This window comes from Pelomonas sp. BJYL3, from assembly GCF_027257975.1.
In the GTDB taxonomy this organism is placed as follows: Bacteria; Pseudomonadota; Gammaproteobacteria; order Burkholderiales; family Burkholderiaceae_C; genus Roseateles_B; species Roseateles_B flavus.
On the sequence record NZ_JANZKX010000003.1, the window covers coordinates 709,711 to 726,962 of the forward strand.

Annotated in this window: 18 protein-coding genes and 2 tRNA genes; 8 read left to right on the top strand and 12 right to left on the bottom strand. The window is 67.9% G+C overall.

Annotated elements, in window-relative coordinates:
* Positions 1-21 precede the first annotated feature (21 nt).
* From O9Y01_RS12845 to O9Y01_RS12865, 5 genes are read left to right on the top strand one after another with little or no spacing between them, the layout of a single operon-like run.
* Positions 22-708 (top strand): GntR family transcriptional regulator, encoded by a 687-nt coding sequence (locus O9Y01_RS12845; protein ID WP_269631976.1) that lies wholly within the window; start codon positions 22-24, stop codon positions 706-708.
* A 16-nt stretch (positions 709-724) separates the two neighbouring features.
* Positions 725-1,681, top strand: a complete 957-nt coding sequence (locus O9Y01_RS12850; protein ID WP_269631977.1) for a proline racemase family protein — start codon at positions 725-727, stop codon at positions 1,679-1,681.
* A gap of 10 nt (positions 1,682-1,691) precedes the next feature.
* Positions 1,692-2,822: an NAD(P)/FAD-dependent oxidoreductase gene (locus O9Y01_RS12855; protein WP_269631978.1), complete on the top strand. Its 1,131-nt coding sequence runs from the start codon at positions 1,692-1,694 to the stop codon at positions 2,820-2,822.
* A complete protein-coding gene (locus O9Y01_RS12860; RefSeq protein ID WP_269631979.1) occupies positions 2,819-3,064 on the top strand; it encodes a (2Fe-2S)-binding protein in 246 nt (81 codons plus the stop codon). The genes O9Y01_RS12855 and O9Y01_RS12860 overlap by 4 nt, the downstream gene beginning before the upstream one ends.
* Positions 3,061-4,335: an NAD(P)/FAD-dependent oxidoreductase gene (locus O9Y01_RS12865; protein ID WP_269631980.1), complete on the top strand. Its 1,275-nt coding sequence runs from the start codon at positions 3,061-3,063 to the stop codon at positions 4,333-4,335. Before O9Y01_RS12860 ends, O9Y01_RS12865 begins: the two co-directional genes overlap by 4 nt.
* A gap of 9 nt (positions 4,336-4,344) precedes the next feature.
* Here the strand turns inward: O9Y01_RS12865 and O9Y01_RS12870 are convergent, their stop codons facing one another.
* From O9Y01_RS12870 to O9Y01_RS12885, 4 genes are all read right to left on the bottom strand, one after another.
* A complete protein-coding gene (locus tag O9Y01_RS12870; RefSeq protein WP_269631981.1) occupies positions 4,345-4,893 on the bottom strand; it encodes a hypothetical protein in 549 nt (182 codons plus the stop codon).
* A gap of 157 nt (positions 4,894-5,050) precedes the next feature.
* Positions 5,051-5,782, bottom strand: a complete 732-nt coding sequence (locus O9Y01_RS12875) for an ABC transporter ATP-binding protein (protein ID WP_269631982.1) — start codon at positions 5,780-5,782, stop codon at positions 5,051-5,053.
* A 20-nt stretch (positions 5,783-5,802) separates the two neighbouring features.
* Complete coding sequence (locus O9Y01_RS12880; RefSeq protein WP_269631983.1) at positions 5,803-7,581, bottom strand: branched-chain amino acid ABC transporter ATP-binding protein/permease; 1,779 nt, start codon at positions 7,579-7,581, stop codon at positions 5,803-5,805.
* 13 nt (positions 7,582-7,594) lie between these two features.
* Positions 7,595-8,629, bottom strand: coding sequence for a branched-chain amino acid ABC transporter permease (locus O9Y01_RS12885; RefSeq protein ID WP_269631984.1), 1,035 nt, complete (start codon positions 8,627-8,629; stop codon positions 7,595-7,597).
* A 277-nt stretch (positions 8,630-8,906) separates the two neighbouring features.
* Here O9Y01_RS12885 and O9Y01_RS12890 point away from each other — a divergent pair, with 277 nt between their 5' ends.
* Together O9Y01_RS12890 and O9Y01_RS12895 are read left to right on the top strand one after the other, a co-directional pair.
* Positions 8,907-9,665, top strand: coding sequence for an enoyl-CoA hydratase/isomerase family protein (locus O9Y01_RS12890; protein ID WP_269631985.1), 759 nt, complete (start codon positions 8,907-8,909; stop codon positions 9,663-9,665).
* Positions 9,666-9,913: 248 nt separating this feature from the next.
* Positions 9,914-10,153 (top strand): hypothetical protein, encoded by a 240-nt coding sequence (locus O9Y01_RS12895; protein ID WP_269631986.1) that lies wholly within the window; start codon positions 9,914-9,916, stop codon positions 10,151-10,153.
* Positions 10,154-10,254: 101 nt separating this feature from the next.
* Here O9Y01_RS12895 and O9Y01_RS12900 read toward each other — a convergent pair whose 3' ends face one another.
* A complete protein-coding gene (locus tag O9Y01_RS12900; protein ID WP_269631987.1) occupies positions 10,255-10,818 on the bottom strand; it encodes a thymidine kinase in 564 nt (187 codons plus the stop codon).
* 78 nt (positions 10,819-10,896) lie between these two features.
* A complete protein-coding gene (locus tag O9Y01_RS12905) occupies positions 10,897-11,259 on the bottom strand; it encodes an ArsR/SmtB family transcription factor (RefSeq protein WP_269631988.1) in 363 nt (120 codons plus the stop codon).
* 283 nt (positions 11,260-11,542) lie between these two features.
* Between O9Y01_RS12905 and O9Y01_RS12910 the strand changes: the two genes are divergently transcribed.
* Positions 11,543-11,770 (top strand): hypothetical protein, encoded by a 228-nt coding sequence (locus tag O9Y01_RS12910; RefSeq protein ID WP_269631989.1) that lies wholly within the window; start codon positions 11,543-11,545, stop codon positions 11,768-11,770.
* A 279-nt stretch (positions 11,771-12,049) separates the two neighbouring features.
* Here O9Y01_RS12910 and O9Y01_RS12915 read toward each other — a convergent pair whose 3' ends face one another.
* The 6 genes from O9Y01_RS12915 to O9Y01_RS12940 all read right to left on the bottom strand — a co-directional run bounded on the left by O9Y01_RS12915 (position 12,050) and on the right by O9Y01_RS12940 (position 17,124).
* Positions 12,050-12,847, bottom strand: a complete 798-nt coding sequence (locus O9Y01_RS12915; protein ID WP_269631990.1) for a ProQ/FinO family protein — start codon at positions 12,845-12,847, stop codon at positions 12,050-12,052.
* Positions 12,848-13,014: 167 nt separating this feature from the next.
* Positions 13,015-13,091 (bottom strand) — tRNA-Met (locus O9Y01_RS12920).
* 172 nt (positions 13,092-13,263) lie between these two features.
* A tRNA-Met gene (locus tag O9Y01_RS12925) sits at positions 13,264-13,340 on the bottom strand.
* A gap of 38 nt (positions 13,341-13,378) precedes the next feature.
* Positions 13,379-15,307, bottom strand: coding sequence for a protein-disulfide reductase DsbD (gene dsbD / locus O9Y01_RS12930; RefSeq protein ID WP_269631991.1), 1,929 nt, complete (start codon positions 15,305-15,307; stop codon positions 13,379-13,381).
* A gap of 232 nt (positions 15,308-15,539) precedes the next feature.
* The gene (rplQ, locus tag O9Y01_RS12935) at positions 15,540-15,932 is read right to left on the bottom strand and encodes a 50S ribosomal protein L17 (RefSeq protein WP_269631993.1); all 393 of its coding nucleotides are present in this window, start codon (positions 15,930-15,932) and stop codon (positions 15,540-15,542) included.
* Between the two features lie 202 nt (positions 15,933-16,134).
* Entirely contained in the window at positions 16,135-17,124 is a 990-nt protein-coding gene (locus O9Y01_RS12940) for a DNA-directed RNA polymerase subunit alpha (RefSeq protein WP_183104009.1), read from the bottom strand.
* Positions 17,125-17,252: the final 128 nt, after the last annotated feature.

Genomic DNA, 17,252 nt, shown 5'->3' on the forward strand with positions numbered 1-17,252 from the left:
ATCTGCTGCGAAGATGCGGGAATGAACGCAACAACGTCCTCCCCCATCCCGCACGAGGCGGGCGACGATGCCATCGACAAGCGCCGCGTGGCCGACCAGGCCTATGACGCCATCGAGAACCTCATCGCCACGCTGGCCCTGAAGCCCGGGGCGCCCATCGTCGAGGCCGAGCTGATCGAGCGCATCGGCCTGGGCCGCACGCCCACCCGCGAGGCCCTGATGCGCCTGGTCGCCAACGGCCTGATCGTGCAGCTGCCGCGCCGCGGCCTGCTGGTCAGCGACATCCAGCTGGCCCAGCACCTGGACCTGCTGGAGGCGCGCCGGGCACTGGAGCGGCTGATCGCCAGCACCAGCGCCCGCCGCGCAACGCCGCCCCAGCGCGAGGCCCTGCTCGGCTGCGCCGCCGAAATGACCACCGCCGCCGCCGCCGGGGACCTGAGCGCCTATCTGCAGGCGGACCAGGCCCTGGACCATGTCAACCACGCCGCCTGCCGCAACCAGGCTGCCGTCGCTGCCGTGATCCCCATGGTGATCCAGTGCCGACGCTTCTGGACCGCCTACCAGCACCAGGGCGACATGAGCGAAGGCGCGCGCTGCCACCAGCTGCTCGCCGAGGCCATTGCCCAGGGGCAGAGCGAGGCGGCCGCGGCGGCGGCGGACCAATTGATGGATTACCTGCGGCAGTTCGCGCAGCAGGTGATCGCCTGAGCCCATTCCCTTCCTCATGAACCCGATCACGCCGACCCGCATCATCGACTCCCACACCGGCGGCGAGCCGACCCGCACCATCGTCGCCGGCGGCCCGGACCTCGGCCGCGGCTCCATGGCCGAGCGTCTGCTGCGTCTTCGCACCGGGCACGACGCCTGGCGCCGCGCCCTGATGAACGAGCCGCGCGGCTCGGATGTCCTGGTGGGCGCCCTGCTCTGCGAGCCTGTCGATCCGGCCTGCACGGCAGGCGTGATCTTCTTCAACAACGTCGGCTACCTGGGCATGTGCGGCCACGGCAGCATCGGCCTGATCGCCACCCTGGCCTACATGGGGCGCATCCAGCCCGGCGCGCATCGCATCGAAACACCGGTGGGCGAGATCACCGCCACCCTGCACGAGGATGGCTCCGTGAGCATCGCCAACGTGCCCGCCTACCGCCTGGCCCGGCAGGTGCCGGTGCAGGTCGGCGGCCGGCGCCTGCACGGCGACATCGCCTGGGGCGGCAACTGGTTCTTCCTCTGCGACGACCATGGGCAAGACCTGACCCCGGGACAGGCGCAGACGCTCACCGCCTTCTCCGAGCAGATCCGCCTGGCCCTGCAGGCCCAGGGCATCACGGGGGCGGACGGCGCCGAGATCGACCACATCGAGCTGATCGGCCCGCCGGCCGACCCGGCCAACCACGGCCGCAATTTCGTGCTGTGCCCCGGCAGCGCCTATGACCGCTCCCCCTGCGGCACCGGCACCAGTGCCAAGCTGGCCTGCCTCGCCGCCGAGGGCAAGCTCGCACCGGGCGCCCTGTGGCGCCAGGAAAGCGTGATCGGCAGCGTCTTCGAGGGCCGCTACCAGCCCGCGCCCGATGGCGCGGCCGCTCACATCCTGCCCACCATCACCGGGCGGGCCTATGTCAACCTGGACGCTCAACTGATCATCCAGCCCGGCGATCCCTTCGCCTGGGGCATCCCGCGCTGAGCCGCCCGCCATGCTGCAGGCCGATGTGCTGATCATTGGTGCCGGCATCGTCGGCGCCGCCTGTGCACGCGAGTTCGCGCGGCGGGGGCTGTCCGTCGCCGTGGTCGAGCAATCGGCCCCGGGCGGCGGCGCCACCGCGGCCTCCATGGGCCACCTGCTGGTGGTCGATGCCGAGGGCGCCGGCGACGACCACGAGTACCAGCTCTCGCGCCGCTCCATGCAGCTGTGGGGCCAATGGCTGGCCGAATCGGGCGAGCATGAGCACGTGTCCGAGTTTCAGCGCTGCGGCACGCTGTGGCTGGCCGCGGACGACGAGGAATGGCAACTCGCTCAGCGCAAGGCGCGCTGGCTGCAGTCCCAGGGCATGAATGCCGAACTGCTGGACGCTCGGGCCCTGCGCCAGCTCGAGCCGCTGCTGCACCACCGCCTGGTCGGCGCCCTGCGCGTGCCGGCCGACGGGCGCGTCTACCCGCCCAAGGTCGTGCAACGCTGGCTGGATGAATCGCGCGCCACGCTGATCCGCGGTGAGGTCCGCGACCTGCGCCCCGGCCGCGTGCGCCTGCAGGACGGCCGCCTCTTCAGCGCCGCGATGGTGGTGCTGTGCGGCGGCCTGGCCAGCCAGCGCTTCATGCCTGCGGGCAGTCTGCTGCCCAAGAAGGGCCAGCTGGCCATCACGCAGGCCCGCGAGCAGAGCCTGCGCCACCAGCTGGTCGAGCTGGGCTACATCAAGAAGGCCCATCTGGTGGACGAGGACACCGTGTCCTTCAACGTTCAGCCGCGCCCGGCCGGCCAGTGGCTGATCGGCTCCTCGCGCCAGATCGGCCGCGAGGAGCGCGAGATCGACCTCCCCATGCTGCGTCGCATGCTGGCCTGCGCGGCAGACTACCTCCCTTCCCTGCCTCAGCAGAGCCTGCTGCGCTGCTGGAGCGGCATCCGCCCCGCCAGCACAGATGGCCAGCCGCTGATCGGCGCCCACCCCACCCTGCGCAACACCTGGGTGGCCTGCGGGCACGAGGGGCTGGGCATCACGACCTCGCTGGCCAGCGCAGAGCTGCTGGCGGACCTCAGCCTGGCACAGCCCGCAGGCCTGGATGCCCGTCCCTACGACCCGGCGCGCTTCGGCATCGCCCTTCCCGCATGAAGACCCTCACCCTGCACATCAACGGCCACGCGCGTGCGGTACCTGCCGGCATCACCGTGGCGGCGGCCCTGCGCCGCTGCGATGTCACCCTCTTCGGGCAGACCGTCTACGGCAGCTCGCGCGACGTGTTCTGCGGCATGGGCCAGTGCCAGGCCTGCCGGGTACGCATCGATGGCCAGGACGAGAGCCTGGCCTGCATGCGCCTGGTCGCCGAAGGCATGCGGGTGGAGACCCAGGCATGAGCTCGCTTCAGGCGCCCCATCTCGTGATCGGCAGCGGCCCGGCCGGCCTGGCTGCGGTGCAGACCTTGCTGAAGGCCGATGCCGAGGTGCTGTGGCTGGACAACCAGGCCCAGGCCGGTGGCCAGATCTGGCGCGGCGGCCCAGCCGCGCAGGACGCCCAGGCGCGGCGCCTGGCACCCGTGCTGCCGCAGCTGCTGGCAAGTCCGCGCCTTCGCTTCCTGCCCGGGCACATGGCCGTCGGCACCACGCCGGAGGGCGGGATCCTGGCCCAGGACATGAGTGGCGGCCGCCTCAAGCAGCTGCGGGGCGACAAGACCCTGCTGGCACTGGGCGCGCGCGAACTGCATGTGCCGGTGCCGGGCTGGGACCTGCCCGGCGTCACCGGAGCGGGCGGCCTGCAGGCGCTGGTCAAGGGCGGCTGGCCGGTCGAAGGCAAGCGCGTGATGCTGGCCGGCAGCGGCCCGCTGCTGCTGGCCACGGCCAAGACACTGCAGGAGGCCGGCGCCATCCTGGGTGGCATCATCGAGCTGCGCGCCTTGCAAGACCTGACCCTCTTCGCCAGTCGGCTGAACCTGGCGCAATGGCGGCAGGCCCTGGCCCTGCGCTGGCAGCTGCGTCGCGTGCCCTACCGGATCGGCGTGCAGGTCGTGCGTGTGCTGGGCCAGTCCCGCGTCGAAGGGGTGCGGCTGAGCGACGGCCTGCGCGAATGGGACGAGCCTTGCGAGGCCCTGGGCCTGGGCTTCGGGCTCCTCCCCAACAGCGAGCTGGCAGCCATGCTGGGCTGCGACACCGGCCCTGACGGCCGCATCGTGGTCGACGACGGGCTGCTCAGCAGCCGGCCGGGCGTCTACGCCGCGGGTGAGTGCACGGGCATCGGGGGCATGGGCAAGGCCTGGATTGAAGGCCAGCTGGCGGCGCTGTCCATGCTCGGCAAGGACATCCCGGGCGCCCTGACTCGCGCACATGCCGGGGCCCTGGCCTTCTCGCAGCGACTGGCCCGCCACTTCGGCCCGACGCCGGCTCAGTGGGCCCGCTGCACGCCCGAGGTGCGCGTGTGCCGCTGCGAGGGCGTGCGCTTGCGCGAGCTCCAGCCTCATCCCGGCTGGCGCGAGGCCAAGCTGCAGACCCGCTGCGGCATGGGCGCCTGCCAGGGCCGGATCTGCGGGCCGATCAGCCAGCAGCTGCTGGGCTGGCCCGAGGCACACCCCCAGCGCGGCGTGCGCTTCCCGCTGCAGCCGCTGCCGATCGCAAGCTTGCTGGACGAGCGCTGACCCGCCCGGTCAGCGCTTGGGCGCCTCGATGCGCACCAGCTGGAAATGCACCAGCTTGCCCCGCTGCTGCAGGGAGACGATACGGTAGGCCTCGGGCTTGCCGGCCTTGAAGAGCAGGCCGCCCTTTTCGGGCTTGTCATCATCGCAGCCCAGGACCTTGTCGTCCTTCTTGCCGCCGCCCGTGTTCTGGCTGCAGTCCAGCACCGGGCCGTACTTGGCCAGCGCGTCCTTGTAGAAGCGGCTGACGGTCTCGAGGCTGTCCTCGCTGGAGAACTTGGTCACCACCAGCTTGAAGCCGAAGGTGCCGCCCCACAGGCCCATGGTCAGGGAGGCGAGATCGTCCTTCTTGTCGTACTGCGGCTGGGCGCCGGGATAGGCCGGCAGGCCCACATCGGCCGGCGTGGCCTGCTGCTTGAACTCGATGCCGGCGCTGAAGCCGTTGGAGCTGGCCGTGCGGGAGGCCTTGTCCGTCTGCGCCAACGCGGCTGGCGCCGCCATCAGCAGCGGGGCCGACAGCAGCAGCGCGGCGGCGAGGGCGGGCGAGAAGCGCTTTTTCATGGGGCATCTCCTGGACAGATGTTGAAACTTGCGTCCAGGATAGCCAGCCGCCGCACGCGCCCGCCAGGGGCTGGCGACAGGCTGCATGAGCGCGGTCCCCAGCGGAACGAGGTGCAGATGAAAGGCGGAGCGCGGCCTGAGGCGGGCCTGCGCCGGATCAGGCGGGCTTCCTCGCCGCGCCCAGATACGTTTCGATCACGCGGGCGTCCCGGGCCAGCTCGGCCGCCGGGCCCTGCAGGGCGATCTCGCCGGTCTCCAGCACGTAGCCATAGTCCGCCACTTCCAGCGCAGCACGGGCGTTCTGCTCGATCAGCAGGATGCTCACGCCCGCGTCGCGCAGCTGGGCCACGATGCGGAAGATCTCCTTCACGATCAGCGGTGCCAGGCCCAGGCTGGGCTCGTCCAGCATCAGCAGCTTGGGGCGGGACATGAGCGCGCGCCCCACGGCCAGCATCTGGCGCTCGCCGCCCGAGAGCGTGCCGGCCAGCTGCTCGCGCCGCTCCTTGAGCCGAGGGAAGATCTGGTAGACCCGCTCCAGCTCCTCGCGCCAGTCGCGCTGCCCCAGGCGCATGGGGCGGAAGCCGCCCAGCACGAGGTTGTCCTGCACGCTCATGGTGGTGAAGAGCTCGCGCTTCTCGGGGACCAGGGCCAGCCCCCTCATCACGCGGTCCTCCAGGCCGCTGGCCGCCAGGCCCTCGCCGTCGAAGACCACCTGGCCGCGTGAAGGCAGCACGCCCATCAGCGCGTTGAGCGTGGTGCTCTTGCCCGCGCCATTGGGGCCGATCACCGTGACCACCTGGCCCTGGGCCAGGTCGAGGTCCAGGCCGCTGAGGACCTCGGCGCGGCCGTAGCCGGCATGCAGTCCGCGCACTTGCAGCAATTGCGTCATGGTTTCTCTCCTGCGCGGGGTCAGTGCTCGGTGCCCAGGTAGGCGGCACGCACGATGGGGCTGTCCTGGACTTCCTGCGGCGTGCCCTCGATCAGCTTGGTGCCGAACTCCATCACCACCAGGCGGTCGGTCAGGCCCATCACGAATTCCATGTCGTGCTCCACCAGCAGGATGCTCAGGCCCTCATCCTGCAACTGGCGCAGCACGGCGGCCAGGGCCTGCTTCTCCTTGTGACGCAGGCCGGCAGCGGGCTCGTCCAGCAGCAGCAGCGAGGGATCGCTGCACAGCGCGCGGGCGATCTCCATCAGGCGTTGAGGCCCCAGTGCCAGGTTGCCCGCGAGCTCATGCATCTGCTCCGCCATCCCGATGCGGCGCAGCTGAGCCTCGGCCTCCGCGAAGAGCTGGCGCTCCTCGGCCGCGTTGAACCTCAGCATGCTGCGCACCAGGCCCGCCCGGCTGCGCAGGTAGCCGCCCAGGGCGACGTTCTCCAGCACCGTCATGTCCGCGATCATCTTCACGTGCTGGAAGGTGCGGGACATGCCCCGCTCGGCGATCTGGCGCGAGCCAAGGCCCGCCACGGACTGCCCGCGGAATTGCACCCGCCCGCTCGTGGCCGACAGCACGCCGCTGATCAGATTGAAGGTGGTGGACTTGCCCGCGCCATTGGGGCCGATCAGGCCGATGATCTCGCCCGCGCGGATCTGGAAGCTGACGTCATTGACCGCCACCAGTCCGCCGAACTGCTTGCGGATCCGGTCCACGTCCAGCAACAGCTCGCCGCGCCGGGGCTTGTCACGCGCCGGCAGCGCCGCGGCGCCGTCCCAGTTCCTGAGCCGGGCTCGCGCGGGATGGCGTCGTTGCCAGGCCGCCTGCACGAAGGGCCACAGCCCCTTGGGGGCGTACTTCAGCATCAGCACCAGGATCACGCCCAGCACGATGATCTCGAAGTTGCCGTTGCTGCCCAGCAGGCGCGGCAGCAACTCCTTCAGCTGGTCCTCCAGCAGCTTGACCACGCCGGCGCCCACGAAGGCACCCGGTACCGTAGCAATGCCGCCGACCACCGCCATGAAGAGGTACTCGATGCCCATCTTCAGCGCGAAGGGGCTGGGGTTCACCGTGCGCTGGAAATGAGCGAACAACCAGCCCGACAGCGAGGCCAGCAGGGCCGCCAGCACGAAGACGCTGAGCTTGTAGCGGAAGGTCGAGACGCCCATGGCCTCGGCCATGGTGGTGGCGCCATTGAGGGCGCGGATGGCACGGCCGGGGCGCGAATCCAGCAGGTGCCTGACCCCCAGCGCCGCCAGCAGCGCGCACAGCCAGATCAGCACATACATGGCCCGTCCGCTGGCCAGGGAGACGGCGCCCAGCTCCAGCGCGGGCAGCCCCAGCAGGCCGTCATACTTGCCCAGGAACTCGGTATTGGCGATCAGGTAGTTGAGACTCAGTGCCCAGGCGATGGTGGCCAGCGGCAGGTAGTGCCCGGACATGCGCAGCGTCAACAGCCCCAGCAGCAGGGCAACCGCCGCCGTGATGGCCAGTCCCGCAAAGAGGCCCAGCCACGGCGACAACCCATAACGCGTGGACAGCAGGGCCGTGGTGTAGGCCCCCAGGCCCACGAAAGCCGCCTGGCCGAATGACGTCAGCCCGCCGACCCCTGTCAGCAGCACCAGGCCCAGCGCGACGAGCGCAAACATGCCGATGTAGTTGAGCTGCGTGATCCAGAACTCCGGCACCGGCAGAGCTGGCAGCAGAAAGAACAGCAGCAAGGCGAGGGCGGGAAGTACTTTGCTTTGCGACATGACGGCCCCCTGCTCAGTGCTCTTCCCCATGCGGGTCGCGCAGGGAGCGCCACAGCAGCACAGGCAGGATGAAGGTGAAGACGATGACTTCCTTGTAGGCGCTGGCCCAGAAGGAGCTGAAGGACTCGAGCAGGCCCACCAGCACGGCGCCCAGCGCCGCGCCCGGATAGCTCGCCAGCCCGGCGAACACGGCGGCCACGAAGCCCTTGAGGCCGATGAGGAAGCCGCTGTCATAGAAGATGGTGGTCGTGGGGCTGATCAGCAGCCCCGACAGCGCGCCGATGAAGGCCGCCAGCGTGAAGGCCTGCTGGCCCGCCGCCGTGCTGGAGATGCCCATCAAGCGCGCCCCCAGGCGGTTCACCGCCGTGGCGCGCAAGGCCTTGCCGCGCAGGCTGTGCTCGAAGAACAGCCACAGGGCGCTGATCAGGGCCAGCGCCGCCGCCATGATGATCACGGTCTGGCCAGAGAGGCTCAGCGCACCGGCCGAGAAGTTGGCGTCCCAGAACGCCGGATTGCGGGAGCCCTCCGCGCCGAAGAACACGAGGCCCAGGCCGGTCAACGCGAAATGCACGCCCACGGACACGATCAGCAAGACCAGCACCGAGGCATCAGCCAGCGACTGGTAGGCCAGGCGGTAGATCTGGGCCCCCATGGGCGTCACGATGGCCAGGCTCAAGGCGGCCTGTACCGGCAGGGGCCACTGGCGCGGTGCCGCCCACAAGGCCAGCAAGCCGATCAGCAGGCCGGGCAGTGCCTGCACCAGAACTCTCAGCAAACCACGCCTCCCTTGCCCGCCGCGCCAGGCCGCCCAGCCATCCAGCAGGGCCACCAGGGCGGTCATCACCAGCAGGAAGTGCGCCGTCGCCGGCGTCTGGCCCTGCTGCAAGGCAGCCAGGGTCAGGGCGCCAAAGGCCACGAATTCACCTTGCGGGATGAAGATCACCCGTGTCACCGCAAAGACCAGCACTGTGGCCAGGGCCAGCAGCGCGTAGATGGCGCCGTTGGTGAGCCCGTCCAGCGCGAGAATGCCTGCAATCGTGAAATCCATGGACACCGCCTCTTGTTGCGGCCCACTCTAAACAATGCGCCTGACACGGCGCTTCGTGGCAACGCGCATTGACAAGGCTCAAGAAATAGTCCGACCGGTCGGTAGATGAATTCCCGCACCGGATTCACCGCACTTAGCGCCGACATTGACGCCGCACAGACATTCCTGCGGGCCCACTCGGCGTGCCAGACGCCCAATATCCCAGTGGGGCACTCAGGGAATATCGCCCCGGAACCGCCGCCTACACTGGCGGAGCCTCGTTCACCGCGCCCCAACCATGCCTTCCCACGCCCCTCGTCTGCAGATCGACCAGCACCTCGCCCGCATCACCCTGCGCCGCCCGCGAGTGGCCAACCGCCTGGAAATCGAGGATCTGCAGACACTGGAGCAGCAGCTGGACACGGTGAATGCACTGGCTGACGTGCGTGTGCTGCTGCTGGAAGGGGAAGGCAGGCATTTCTGCAGCGGTTTCAACATCGGCGCGGTCCCCGGCGTGGACGCGGGTGCGCTCTTCGAGCGGCTGACCGATGCCTGGGAGAACGCCCGCCCCATCACCATTGCCGCCATCCAGGGGGGCGTCTATGGCGGAGCCACCGACCTGGCGCTGGCCTGCGACTTTCGGCTGGGGACGCGCGCTTGCGAGATGTTCGTCCCTGCTGCACGGCTGGGCCTGCATTTCTACCGCGGAGGCATGGCTCGCTACGTCAACCGTCTGGGCCTGGGCATGGCCAAGCGCGTCCTGCTCGCCTGTGAAACGCTGGATGCCCAGGCCATGCTTGACTGCGGCTTTCTCGATCGCCTGTATGACGACGAGGCGCAGCTGCAAGCCCAGGCCCTGGAACTCGCGCAGTCCCTGTGCGAACTGGCGCCCCTGGCGCTGTGCGGCATGAAGCGGCATCTCAATGCCCTGGCGCGGCACGAGCTGGACAGCGTTCAGCTGGCGGACGACATCGCCCGTGCGGCGGCGTCGCAAGACTTGGTCGAAGGCGTCCGTGCCTGGCAGGAGCGCCGGCCGCCGCGCTTCCAGGGCCGCTGAGCCCGCCCACCGAAGCCAAAGGCGGACGCCTCCGGAACTCGACAGGACCCCAGGGGCGTCTGCTGGAAGGCGCGGGCAGGCCACCGGATTCGGCCCCATGACCGAGGGACGGCGGCGAAATTCTCGCCCATGGGTCGTGCCGAACGGCGCCTGATGATGGAAAATACGGGGTGTAGAAAGGCCGGTTTCTCGGGCAGAGGAAGCCAGAGGGCCGGATCCCCGTCGTTCACTTACCAGTCAGGACCAGCGTGGCCAAGGACAGTACCAAGACGACCATCGACGCCGATGGTCTGCGCTACCGATCAAAAGCTCCCGGCTCGCCTTTTGCGGCCACCTCTTCCTTCGGCGCGGCCACCATGTCGTGCTTTCTCTGCGGCAAGCATCGCCCACGGGCCATGCTGAAGTCGAAGAAGCTGCTGGGCAAGTCTCAGCCGGTCTGCGCGCCCTCCTGCAAGGAGCTGGAAGAGCAGCTGGGCAGCAAGAGCTGAGCCGGTGGAGCCCGTCCGGGCTCCCCGCATGGCAAGCCCAACGGCCTGAGCCTCCGCCCAGGCCGTTTTTCATGCACAGTGTGTCTCGAGGCCGCGCAGACTCAACCGGCCTGGCGGAAGCAGCGCCCGCACACGGCCCGGTAGCGGGCATTCCCGCCAATCTCCACCTGCGCCCCTTCCGTGACCTTGCGGTTGCTTTCGTCAACGCGCATGTTCATGGTCGCCTTGCGGCCGCAGTCGCAGATGGTCTTCATCTCGTCCATCTCGTCGGCCAGCGCCAGCAGGCAGGCAGAGCCCGGGAAAAGCTCACCCCGGAAATCGGTGCGCAGGCCATAACAGATGGCCGGCATATTGTGCAGATGCGCGATCTCGTGCAGAGCGTGGACCTGGGCCTTGCTGAGGAACTGGGCCTCATCGACCAGAATGCACGCAATGCCGGGGTCCGCCGCCATCAGCGCCATGAAATCGGTGTCTGGGGTGAAGACTTCCGCAGCTCGCTGCGGCCCCAGCCGTGAGGTCACATAGCCGCGCCCGTAGCGATCGTCCAGCTGCGCCGTGAAGATGCGCACCCGATGCCCGCGCTCCTCGTAGTTGTGGGCCACCTGCAGCAAAGCAGTCGATTTGCCGGCATTCATCGCGGCGTAGCGGAAAAACAGTTTGGCCATGGCGAGGTCCGGCGCGGGCAAAGCCGGCATTGTGCGCCAAGCCAGCAGGCCCGCCAGGCTGCAAGCGGCGCCGCCTGCTCAGTCGGTCTTGGCGCGCTCCGTCACGCCCGTGGCGCGGAACAGCTCCCTGGACTGGACCTCCCGCTCGAAACGCCGCGCGATATTGCCGCAGACCAGATCGCACAGGGCATAGACCGATTCATCGGCCATGCGGTAGTAGACGCTGTTGCCCCGCCCCTCGCGCTCCACCAGCCCTTGTTTGGCCAGCTGCGACAGGTGGCGGGAGACGTTCGCCGGTGTCGAGACACACAGGGCAGCCAGCTCCCCGACATTGCGCTCCCCCTCTCGCAGGGCGTTGAGCAGCTTGAGCCGCGTAGGCTCGGCGAGCACCTGGAAATAGGCGGCAATCTGCTGGAGCGCTTCTGGCGGCAGGTCTTGCATGGAAAAGATGGGAGGGCGGGGAGATCAGGTCCCTCCATGATGCATCAAAAGCTGGCGGCCGACGGGAGTTACGCCCCATTGGAAACCCGGCCCGGCATGGCCGCCCCGTGTTCACGGGGGCGCTCCGTCGATCAACGATGCGCTTTGTGACAAGAGCGTGGGTTTGCGAGGTAGCGGCAGCGCCCGGCCTGTGCCTAAATGGGTGTTGAGGGATTTCGACATTCTCGGTTCGCCCTTCACCCTCGCTGAGTATGGCAAGAGGTGGGCCAGGACAAGGACAAGAATGAGCAAAGATACATACACGGCGGTCAGCGAAGACGGCCTGCGCTACGAGTCCAAGCTGGGCGGCTCGCCCTTCCTCGGCAGCGGTCACACCCGGTCCTGCTTCAAGTGCGGCAAGCACCGGCCGCCGAGCGCCCTGCAATCCAAGCGCATCCTGGGCCGCAATGAGGTGGTCTGCAAGCTGGGCTGCGCCGCGGACACCAAGACTGGCGTCAAATCCTCGCTTTGAAAGCGTCCTGACACCGCCCCCGTATCGCCAGGCCGACCCGCCCGGCATCTGCTTGCCGTGGCAGGGCTTGGCCATTTAGCCAACCCTTACCTCACAGCCAAGCAGACTGAAATGCGGCATGGCAGCAGCTGCGCTTTAGACGCGCAACACGCGCACCTTGCCGCTTGCCCGCATCACCGGGCGCCCAGCCCCACCCTCTTTCGCGTTGGATGGCTTTGATGCCATCAGGGCATGAGGGCGCAGCGGCCCCCACTGGCGGGCACCGTCCATGTGGCGCAGTCAGGCCTCGCCTTGCCCCACGTCGGTAGCAGGAGCCTGCGCAGCGGCATCCACCGGAGCGGCCGCTTCACGCGGGGCCTCCGCGGGCTGGGCGCGGGCCGATTCCGGACGTGCAGGCGCCGGGCGGCCGCCTTGCGGACGACCTTGGCCGCCGCCCTTGCCGGAGGCTCCACGACCCGACCGGCGATCGTCCGGTCGCCCCTGGCGAGGCCCACGGCGATCGGCGCCCGGACCACCCCGGCGCTCGCCTGGCGCACCACCTCGCCCGCCGTCCGCGGGCCGGGGCCGAGCGGCCCAGGCCTTAGCCTCTTCACGCGCCTGGGCCAGCAAGCCGTCCAGCTGGTCTTCCGCGAGACCCTTCAACGCACAGAAATTGGCACGGGTCAACGTCGTGGTCTCGAAGGCACGCAGCAGCTCGAATCGCTGGCGCTGAGCGGCTTCCTCCTGCACCTGCCGTTCCTGATGCTTGGCACGGCGACGACTCAATTCGTCACGCGCGACCTGCTTGTGCTCGGCCGTGATCTCGCCCGCCTCCTTGCCATCCAGGTCAAAGCGGTGCGTAGACTTGATGACGGCGTTGAGATAGGCCGTGCTGCCGGTATGACGGCGCAGAAAGGCAGAGAGCTGCTGCTTGCTGAACTGACCCGGGGCTCGCTCCTGGATGTCGGCCTGGATGCGCAGCTTCACCGGCTTCGGTGCGCCGGTAAACAGGGCGGGGAACAGCGCCTTGAGCTGCTCGGCGCAGGCCGCCTGCAGGGCTTGTTGTTCAGCCCCCGGCTGAGAGGTCGGTTCAGACATGGGTTCGATTCAAAGGTGCAAAAGGCGGATTGTGCCAAGTCTCGGCCCCAATGCCGCATGGCACTTGATGACAGAGGGTACAAAGCTCCCTCGAAAGCCTCGAGGCGGGCCTCGACAAAAGAAAAAGGCCCATGAGCACCGGACTCACAGGCCTTCATTTCCATACTTGGTTGCGGGGGCAGGATTTGAACCTACGACCTTTGGGTTATGAGCCCAACGAGCTACCAGACTGCTCCACCCCGCGACTGATCTGTCGCCGACCCCTGCTGCGCCTGGACCGAAGGCCCTGCACCGGCAGACATCGCCCCGGCTGGATCCGGGGAAAAACAAGCCGCCTGGCACCGGACCGATGAATGGCCCTGGTTTTTGGCGGCTGGCTTGAACGCACATGATGAAGCTCATGTGCTTTCGAAAACTGGTTGCGGGGGCAGGATTTGAACCTACGACCTTTGGGTTATGAGCCCAACGAGCTACCAGACTGCTCCACCCCGCGACTGAAGCTAAGAGTGTAGCACGTTTTTGGCATGCTGATCAAATGCCTGCGGCCTCCAGCGAGCCGAGGAAGGTGGCGGCATCCTGGAAGCCGATCACCCGCTTGTCCAGCAACTCCTGCCCGTGTGCGTCAAAGAAGATGGTGCCCGGCGGGCCGAAGAGCTTGAAACGCTTGAGGAGCTCGCGGTCATCGGCGTTGTTGGCTGTGACATCCGCCTTGAGCAGCAGCGCCTTGCCCAGCCTTTGCTGGACCTGAGCGTCACTGAAGGTGAATCGGTCCATCTCCTTGCATGACTTGCACCAATCGGCGTAGAAGTCGAGCATGACGGGCCGGCCGGCACTTTTCAGCGCGGCGTCGAGTTCAGCCACGCTGTGGATCTTCTGGAACACCAGCGACTGGCCCGCGGCCATAGGACCTGCTGCGCCAGGGGCCTGCGCCCCCGCCGCAACGAACACCCCGCGCAAGGGCTTCAGCGGATCCGTGCCCCCGGCCGCAGCTCCCACCCATTGCAGGAGCCCGAAGACCAGCGCCGCCAGGGCCGCGGTCTTGCCCAGCCAAGCGCGCGGGCCTGCATGCGGATGCCAGCTCTTGAAGAGTCCCAGCGCCAGGGCCGTAGCGACTGCCAGGGCACCCATCACCAGCTGCGTTGCAGCATCCGGCAGCAAGGGCTGGACCGTCCACAAGGCCACCCCCAGCAGCAGCATGCCGAAGAAGTGCTTCACGCCGTCCATCCACGCGCCGGCGCGGGGCAGCAGAGAGCCCGCGGAGAGCCCCAGCAGAAGCAGCGGCACGCTCATGCCATTGGCCATGGCATAGAGCGCAGAGCCCCCCAGCACGACATCGTGCGTCTTGCTGAGATACAGCAGGGCACTGGCCAGCACGCCAGTCACGCAGGGGCTCACCAGCAGGGCCGACAGCGCGCCCATCATGAACACGCCGAAGAGGCGCCCGCCCTGCAGGCGCTGCGAGGCGTCATTCAGCCGGTTGGCAAAGCGGCTGGGCAGCTGCAGCTCATAGGCACCGAACATCGACAGGGCAAAGAGGCACAGCGCGAGACCAAAGGAACCCAGCACCCAGGGCGACTGGAAGTAGGCCGCCAGCCCCTCCCCCGCCAGGCCGGCCGCGATGCCCAGGGACGTATAGACCAGTGCCATGCCTTGTGAATAGGCCAGTGCCAAGGCAAAGCCACGGCCACGCGAGACCTGCTGCCCGCCCCCGACGATGATGGAGGCCAGGATGGGCACCATGGGCAGGACGCAGGGCGTCAGCGAGAGGCCCACCCCGCCAATGAAGAACAGCCCCACCACCAGCCAGAAGCGCCCGGACTGCAGGGCCGCCTCCAAGCCCCCACCGGATGCCTTGGTCGCGGCGGCGTCGCCAGAAGCGGCAGCCGGCTGACCGTCCGCCAGGAGGACGGAGGACTTGCTCACTGGAGTCGACGCGGCGATGGCGTCGCCGTCGCCGAAGCTGCCCAGCCCCTCGCCAGGCGGTAGCAGCGTCACCTGTCCTGCGCCGCCAAAGCCCTTGAGCTGGATCTGGACAGGGCGCGTCATCGGCGGATAGCACAGCCCCTTGTCGGCGCAGCCCTGGCCCGTGACCTTGAGTTCGAAACTGGCCGGCGCCTGAGCCACGTCGAGCCTGACGCTCAGGCCTTCGCGATAGACCTCCACTTCCTTCTGGAAGGTCTCGTCGAACTTCTTCTTGCCATCGGGCACCCGGGCCTGCAGCTGCACTCCGTCAGCGACAAACTGGAACTGCTCGCGGTACATGTAGTAGCCGGGCGCAATGCTCACGCGCAGCTCGACGCTCTTGTCCTCCAGCACGCGCGCCGCCAACTTGAAGGCCTGCTCGGGCTCCAGGAAGTCGTCGGCCCGCGCTTGCGTGGCGCCCAGCAGGCCCAGCATCAGGAAAAGCGATGCGAGCCAAGGCCTGAGCCCTCGCGCGACCGCCTGCTTGATCATGTTCATGGTGATGTCTCGCTGCGCCGAAGCCCCCCCCCTTTCCCTGGCAGGGGTCACGGCGCCGATTGGGAAGCGCGCAGCTTAGCGGCAGTGCCAGCACACCGCCAGCAGGGATGCGATAGGCCACGGAATCGCAGGGCCGCCCTGCGCCCGCGGTGCCAGCGTGTCCAGAATGAAAAAAGGCCGGCATGAGCCGGCCTTCTTGAATGCAAGCAGCAGAAGCTGCTGCAGCCAGGGCTTATTCAGCCTGGGCAGTAGCCTCGGCAGCCTCTTCGGCGCGATCCACCAGCTCGACATAGGCCATCGGGGCGTTGTCGCCCACGCGGAAGCCCATCTTCAGAATGCGGGTGTAGCCGCCCGGACGAGCAGCGAAACGGGGGCCCAGCTCGTTGAACAGCTTGCTGACGATGTCGCGGTCACGCAGACGATCGAAAGCCAGGCGGCGATTGGCCAGCGTGGGCTCCTTGGCCAGGGTGATCAGCGGCTCGACGACGCGGCGCAGTTCCTTGGCCTTGGGGACGGTGGTCTTGATGGCTTCGTGCTGCAGCAGCGAGACTGCCATATTGCGCAGCATTGCCTTGCGGTGCTCGCTGGTGCGGTTCAGCTTGCGGAGGCCGTTACGATGACGCATGGTGCTTTCCTTTCCTACTATGTAATACCAGCAGCCGTATCAGGTACTGCCGGGGCACCGGGCGGGGTTTGTCAACACCCCACCCCTTTCAAAAAACATTTCAATGCCCTGCCCCCCGCGAAGCTTCAGGGTCCGGCTTCGCCGGCCCTGGAAGCTTGCCCCCTGAAGGGGGCGCGCATCAGCGCGTAGGGGGAGAACCTGATCAGCGCTTGTCCAGACCTTGCGGCGGCCAGTTTTCCAGGCGGGCGCCCAGGGTCAGGCCGCGCGAAGCCAGCACTTCCTTGATCTCGTTGAGCGACTTGCGACCCAGGTTCGGGGTCTTGAGCAGCTCGGTCTCGGTGCGTTGGATCAGGTCGCCGATGTAATAGATGTTCTCGGCCTTCAGGCAGTTGGCCGAGCGCACCGTCAGCTCCAGCTCGTCCACGGGACGCAGCAGGATCGGGTCGAAGGTGCTGGAACGCTGGGCCGGCTGGTCGAAGGCATCGACCAGGTCGGTGCCTTGCAGCTGGGCGAAGACCGCCAGCTGCTCGACCAGGATCTTGGCCGAAGCGCGGATCGCTTCCTCGGGCGAGATGGCGCCGTTGGTTTCGATCTCCATCACCAGCTTGTCCAGATCGGTACGCTGCTCCACGCGAGCATTCTCAACGGCATAGCTGACGCGCTTGACCGGCGAGAAAGACGCATCCAGGACGATGCGGCCGATCGACTTGGTCGGCTCGTCGCCATAGCGGCGCATGGTGCCCGGCACGTAGCCGCGGCCCTTTTCGACCTTGATCTGCATGTCCAGCTTGCCGCCTTGCGACAGATGGGCGATGACGTGCTCGGGATTGATGATCTCGACGTCGTGCGGAGTCTGGATGTCTGCAGCAGTCACGGGGCCTTCGCCCTCCTTGCGCAGCACCAGGGTCACTTCCTCACGGTTGTGCAGGCGGAACACCACACCCTTGAGGTTCAGCATGATGTGAACCACGTCTTCCTGCACGCCGTCGATGGCCGAGTACTCGTGCAGCACCCCAGCGATCGTCACTTCCGTCGGCGCATAACCCACCATCGAGGACAGCAGCACACGGCGCAGGGCGTTGCCCAGGGTGTGGCCATAGCCGCGTTCGAACGGCTCCAGGGTGACCTTGGCGCGATGACCGCCCAGGGGCTCCACATTGATGGATTTGGGTTTGAGCAGATTGGTTTGCATGAGGTCTTTCTTTCAATACCCTCGGTTCGTTACACCGATAAGGCTGAGGGACCAACCGGATCCCGCGAGAACACGGAACCCGGACGAGGAAAAGCCGAGCAGGCCCAGGAAGGGCCGCTCGGCAGGCA

What these genes read in the sequence shown, in the direction of transcription:
- O9Y01_RS12845 (WP_269631976.1), top strand. Translation starts at nt 22, where the DNA reads ATGAACGCAACAACGTCCTCCCCCATCCCGCACGAGGCGGGCGACGAT.
- O9Y01_RS12850 (WP_269631977.1), top strand. Translation starts at nt 725, where the DNA reads ATGAACCCGATCACGCCGACCCGCATCATCGACTCCCACACCGGCGGC.
- O9Y01_RS12855 (WP_269631978.1), top strand. Translation starts at nt 1,692, where the DNA reads ATGCTGCAGGCCGATGTGCTGATCATTGGTGCCGGCATCGTCGGCGCC.
- O9Y01_RS12860 (WP_269631979.1), top strand. Translation starts at nt 2,819, where the DNA reads ATGAAGACCCTCACCCTGCACATCAACGGCCACGCGCGTGCGGTACCT.
- O9Y01_RS12865 (WP_269631980.1), top strand. Translation starts at nt 3,061, where the DNA reads ATGAGCTCGCTTCAGGCGCCCCATCTCGTGATCGGCAGCGGCCCGGCC.
- O9Y01_RS12870 (WP_269631981.1), bottom strand. Translation starts at nt 4,893, where the DNA reads ATGAAAAAGCGCTTCTCGCCCGCCCTCGCCGCCGCGCTGCTGCTGTCG.
- O9Y01_RS12875 (WP_269631982.1), bottom strand. Translation starts at nt 5,782, where the DNA reads ATGACGCAATTGCTGCAAGTGCGCGGACTGCATGCCGGCTACGGCCGC.
- O9Y01_RS12880 (WP_269631983.1), bottom strand. Translation starts at nt 7,581, where the DNA reads ATGTCGCAAAGCAAAGTACTTCCCGCCCTCGCCTTGCTGCTGTTCTTT.
- O9Y01_RS12885 (WP_269631984.1), bottom strand. Translation starts at nt 8,629, where the DNA reads ATGGATTTCACGATTGCAGGCATTCTCGCGCTGGACGGGCTCACCAAC.
- O9Y01_RS12890 (WP_269631985.1), top strand. Translation starts at nt 8,907, where the DNA reads ATGCCTTCCCACGCCCCTCGTCTGCAGATCGACCAGCACCTCGCCCGC.
- O9Y01_RS12900 (WP_269631987.1), bottom strand. Translation starts at nt 10,818, where the DNA reads ATGGCCAAACTGTTTTTCCGCTACGCCGCGATGAATGCCGGCAAATCG.
- O9Y01_RS12905 (WP_269631988.1), bottom strand. Translation starts at nt 11,259, where the DNA reads ATGCAAGACCTGCCGCCAGAAGCGCTCCAGCAGATTGCCGCCTATTTC.
- O9Y01_RS12910 (WP_269631989.1), top strand. Translation starts at nt 11,543, where the DNA reads ATGAGCAAAGATACATACACGGCGGTCAGCGAAGACGGCCTGCGCTAC.
- O9Y01_RS12915 (WP_269631990.1), bottom strand. Translation starts at nt 12,847, where the DNA reads ATGTCTGAACCGACCTCTCAGCCGGGGGCTGAACAACAAGCCCTGCAG.
- dsbD (WP_269631991.1), bottom strand. Translation starts at nt 15,307, where the DNA reads ATGAACATGATCAAGCAGGCGGTCGCGCGAGGGCTCAGGCCTTGGCTC.
- rplQ (WP_269631993.1), bottom strand. Translation starts at nt 15,932, where the DNA reads ATGCGTCATCGTAACGGCCTCCGCAAGCTGAACCGCACCAGCGAGCAC.
- O9Y01_RS12940 (WP_183104009.1), bottom strand. Translation starts at nt 17,124, where the DNA reads ATGCAAACCAATCTGCTCAAACCCAAATCCATCAATGTGGAGCCCCTG.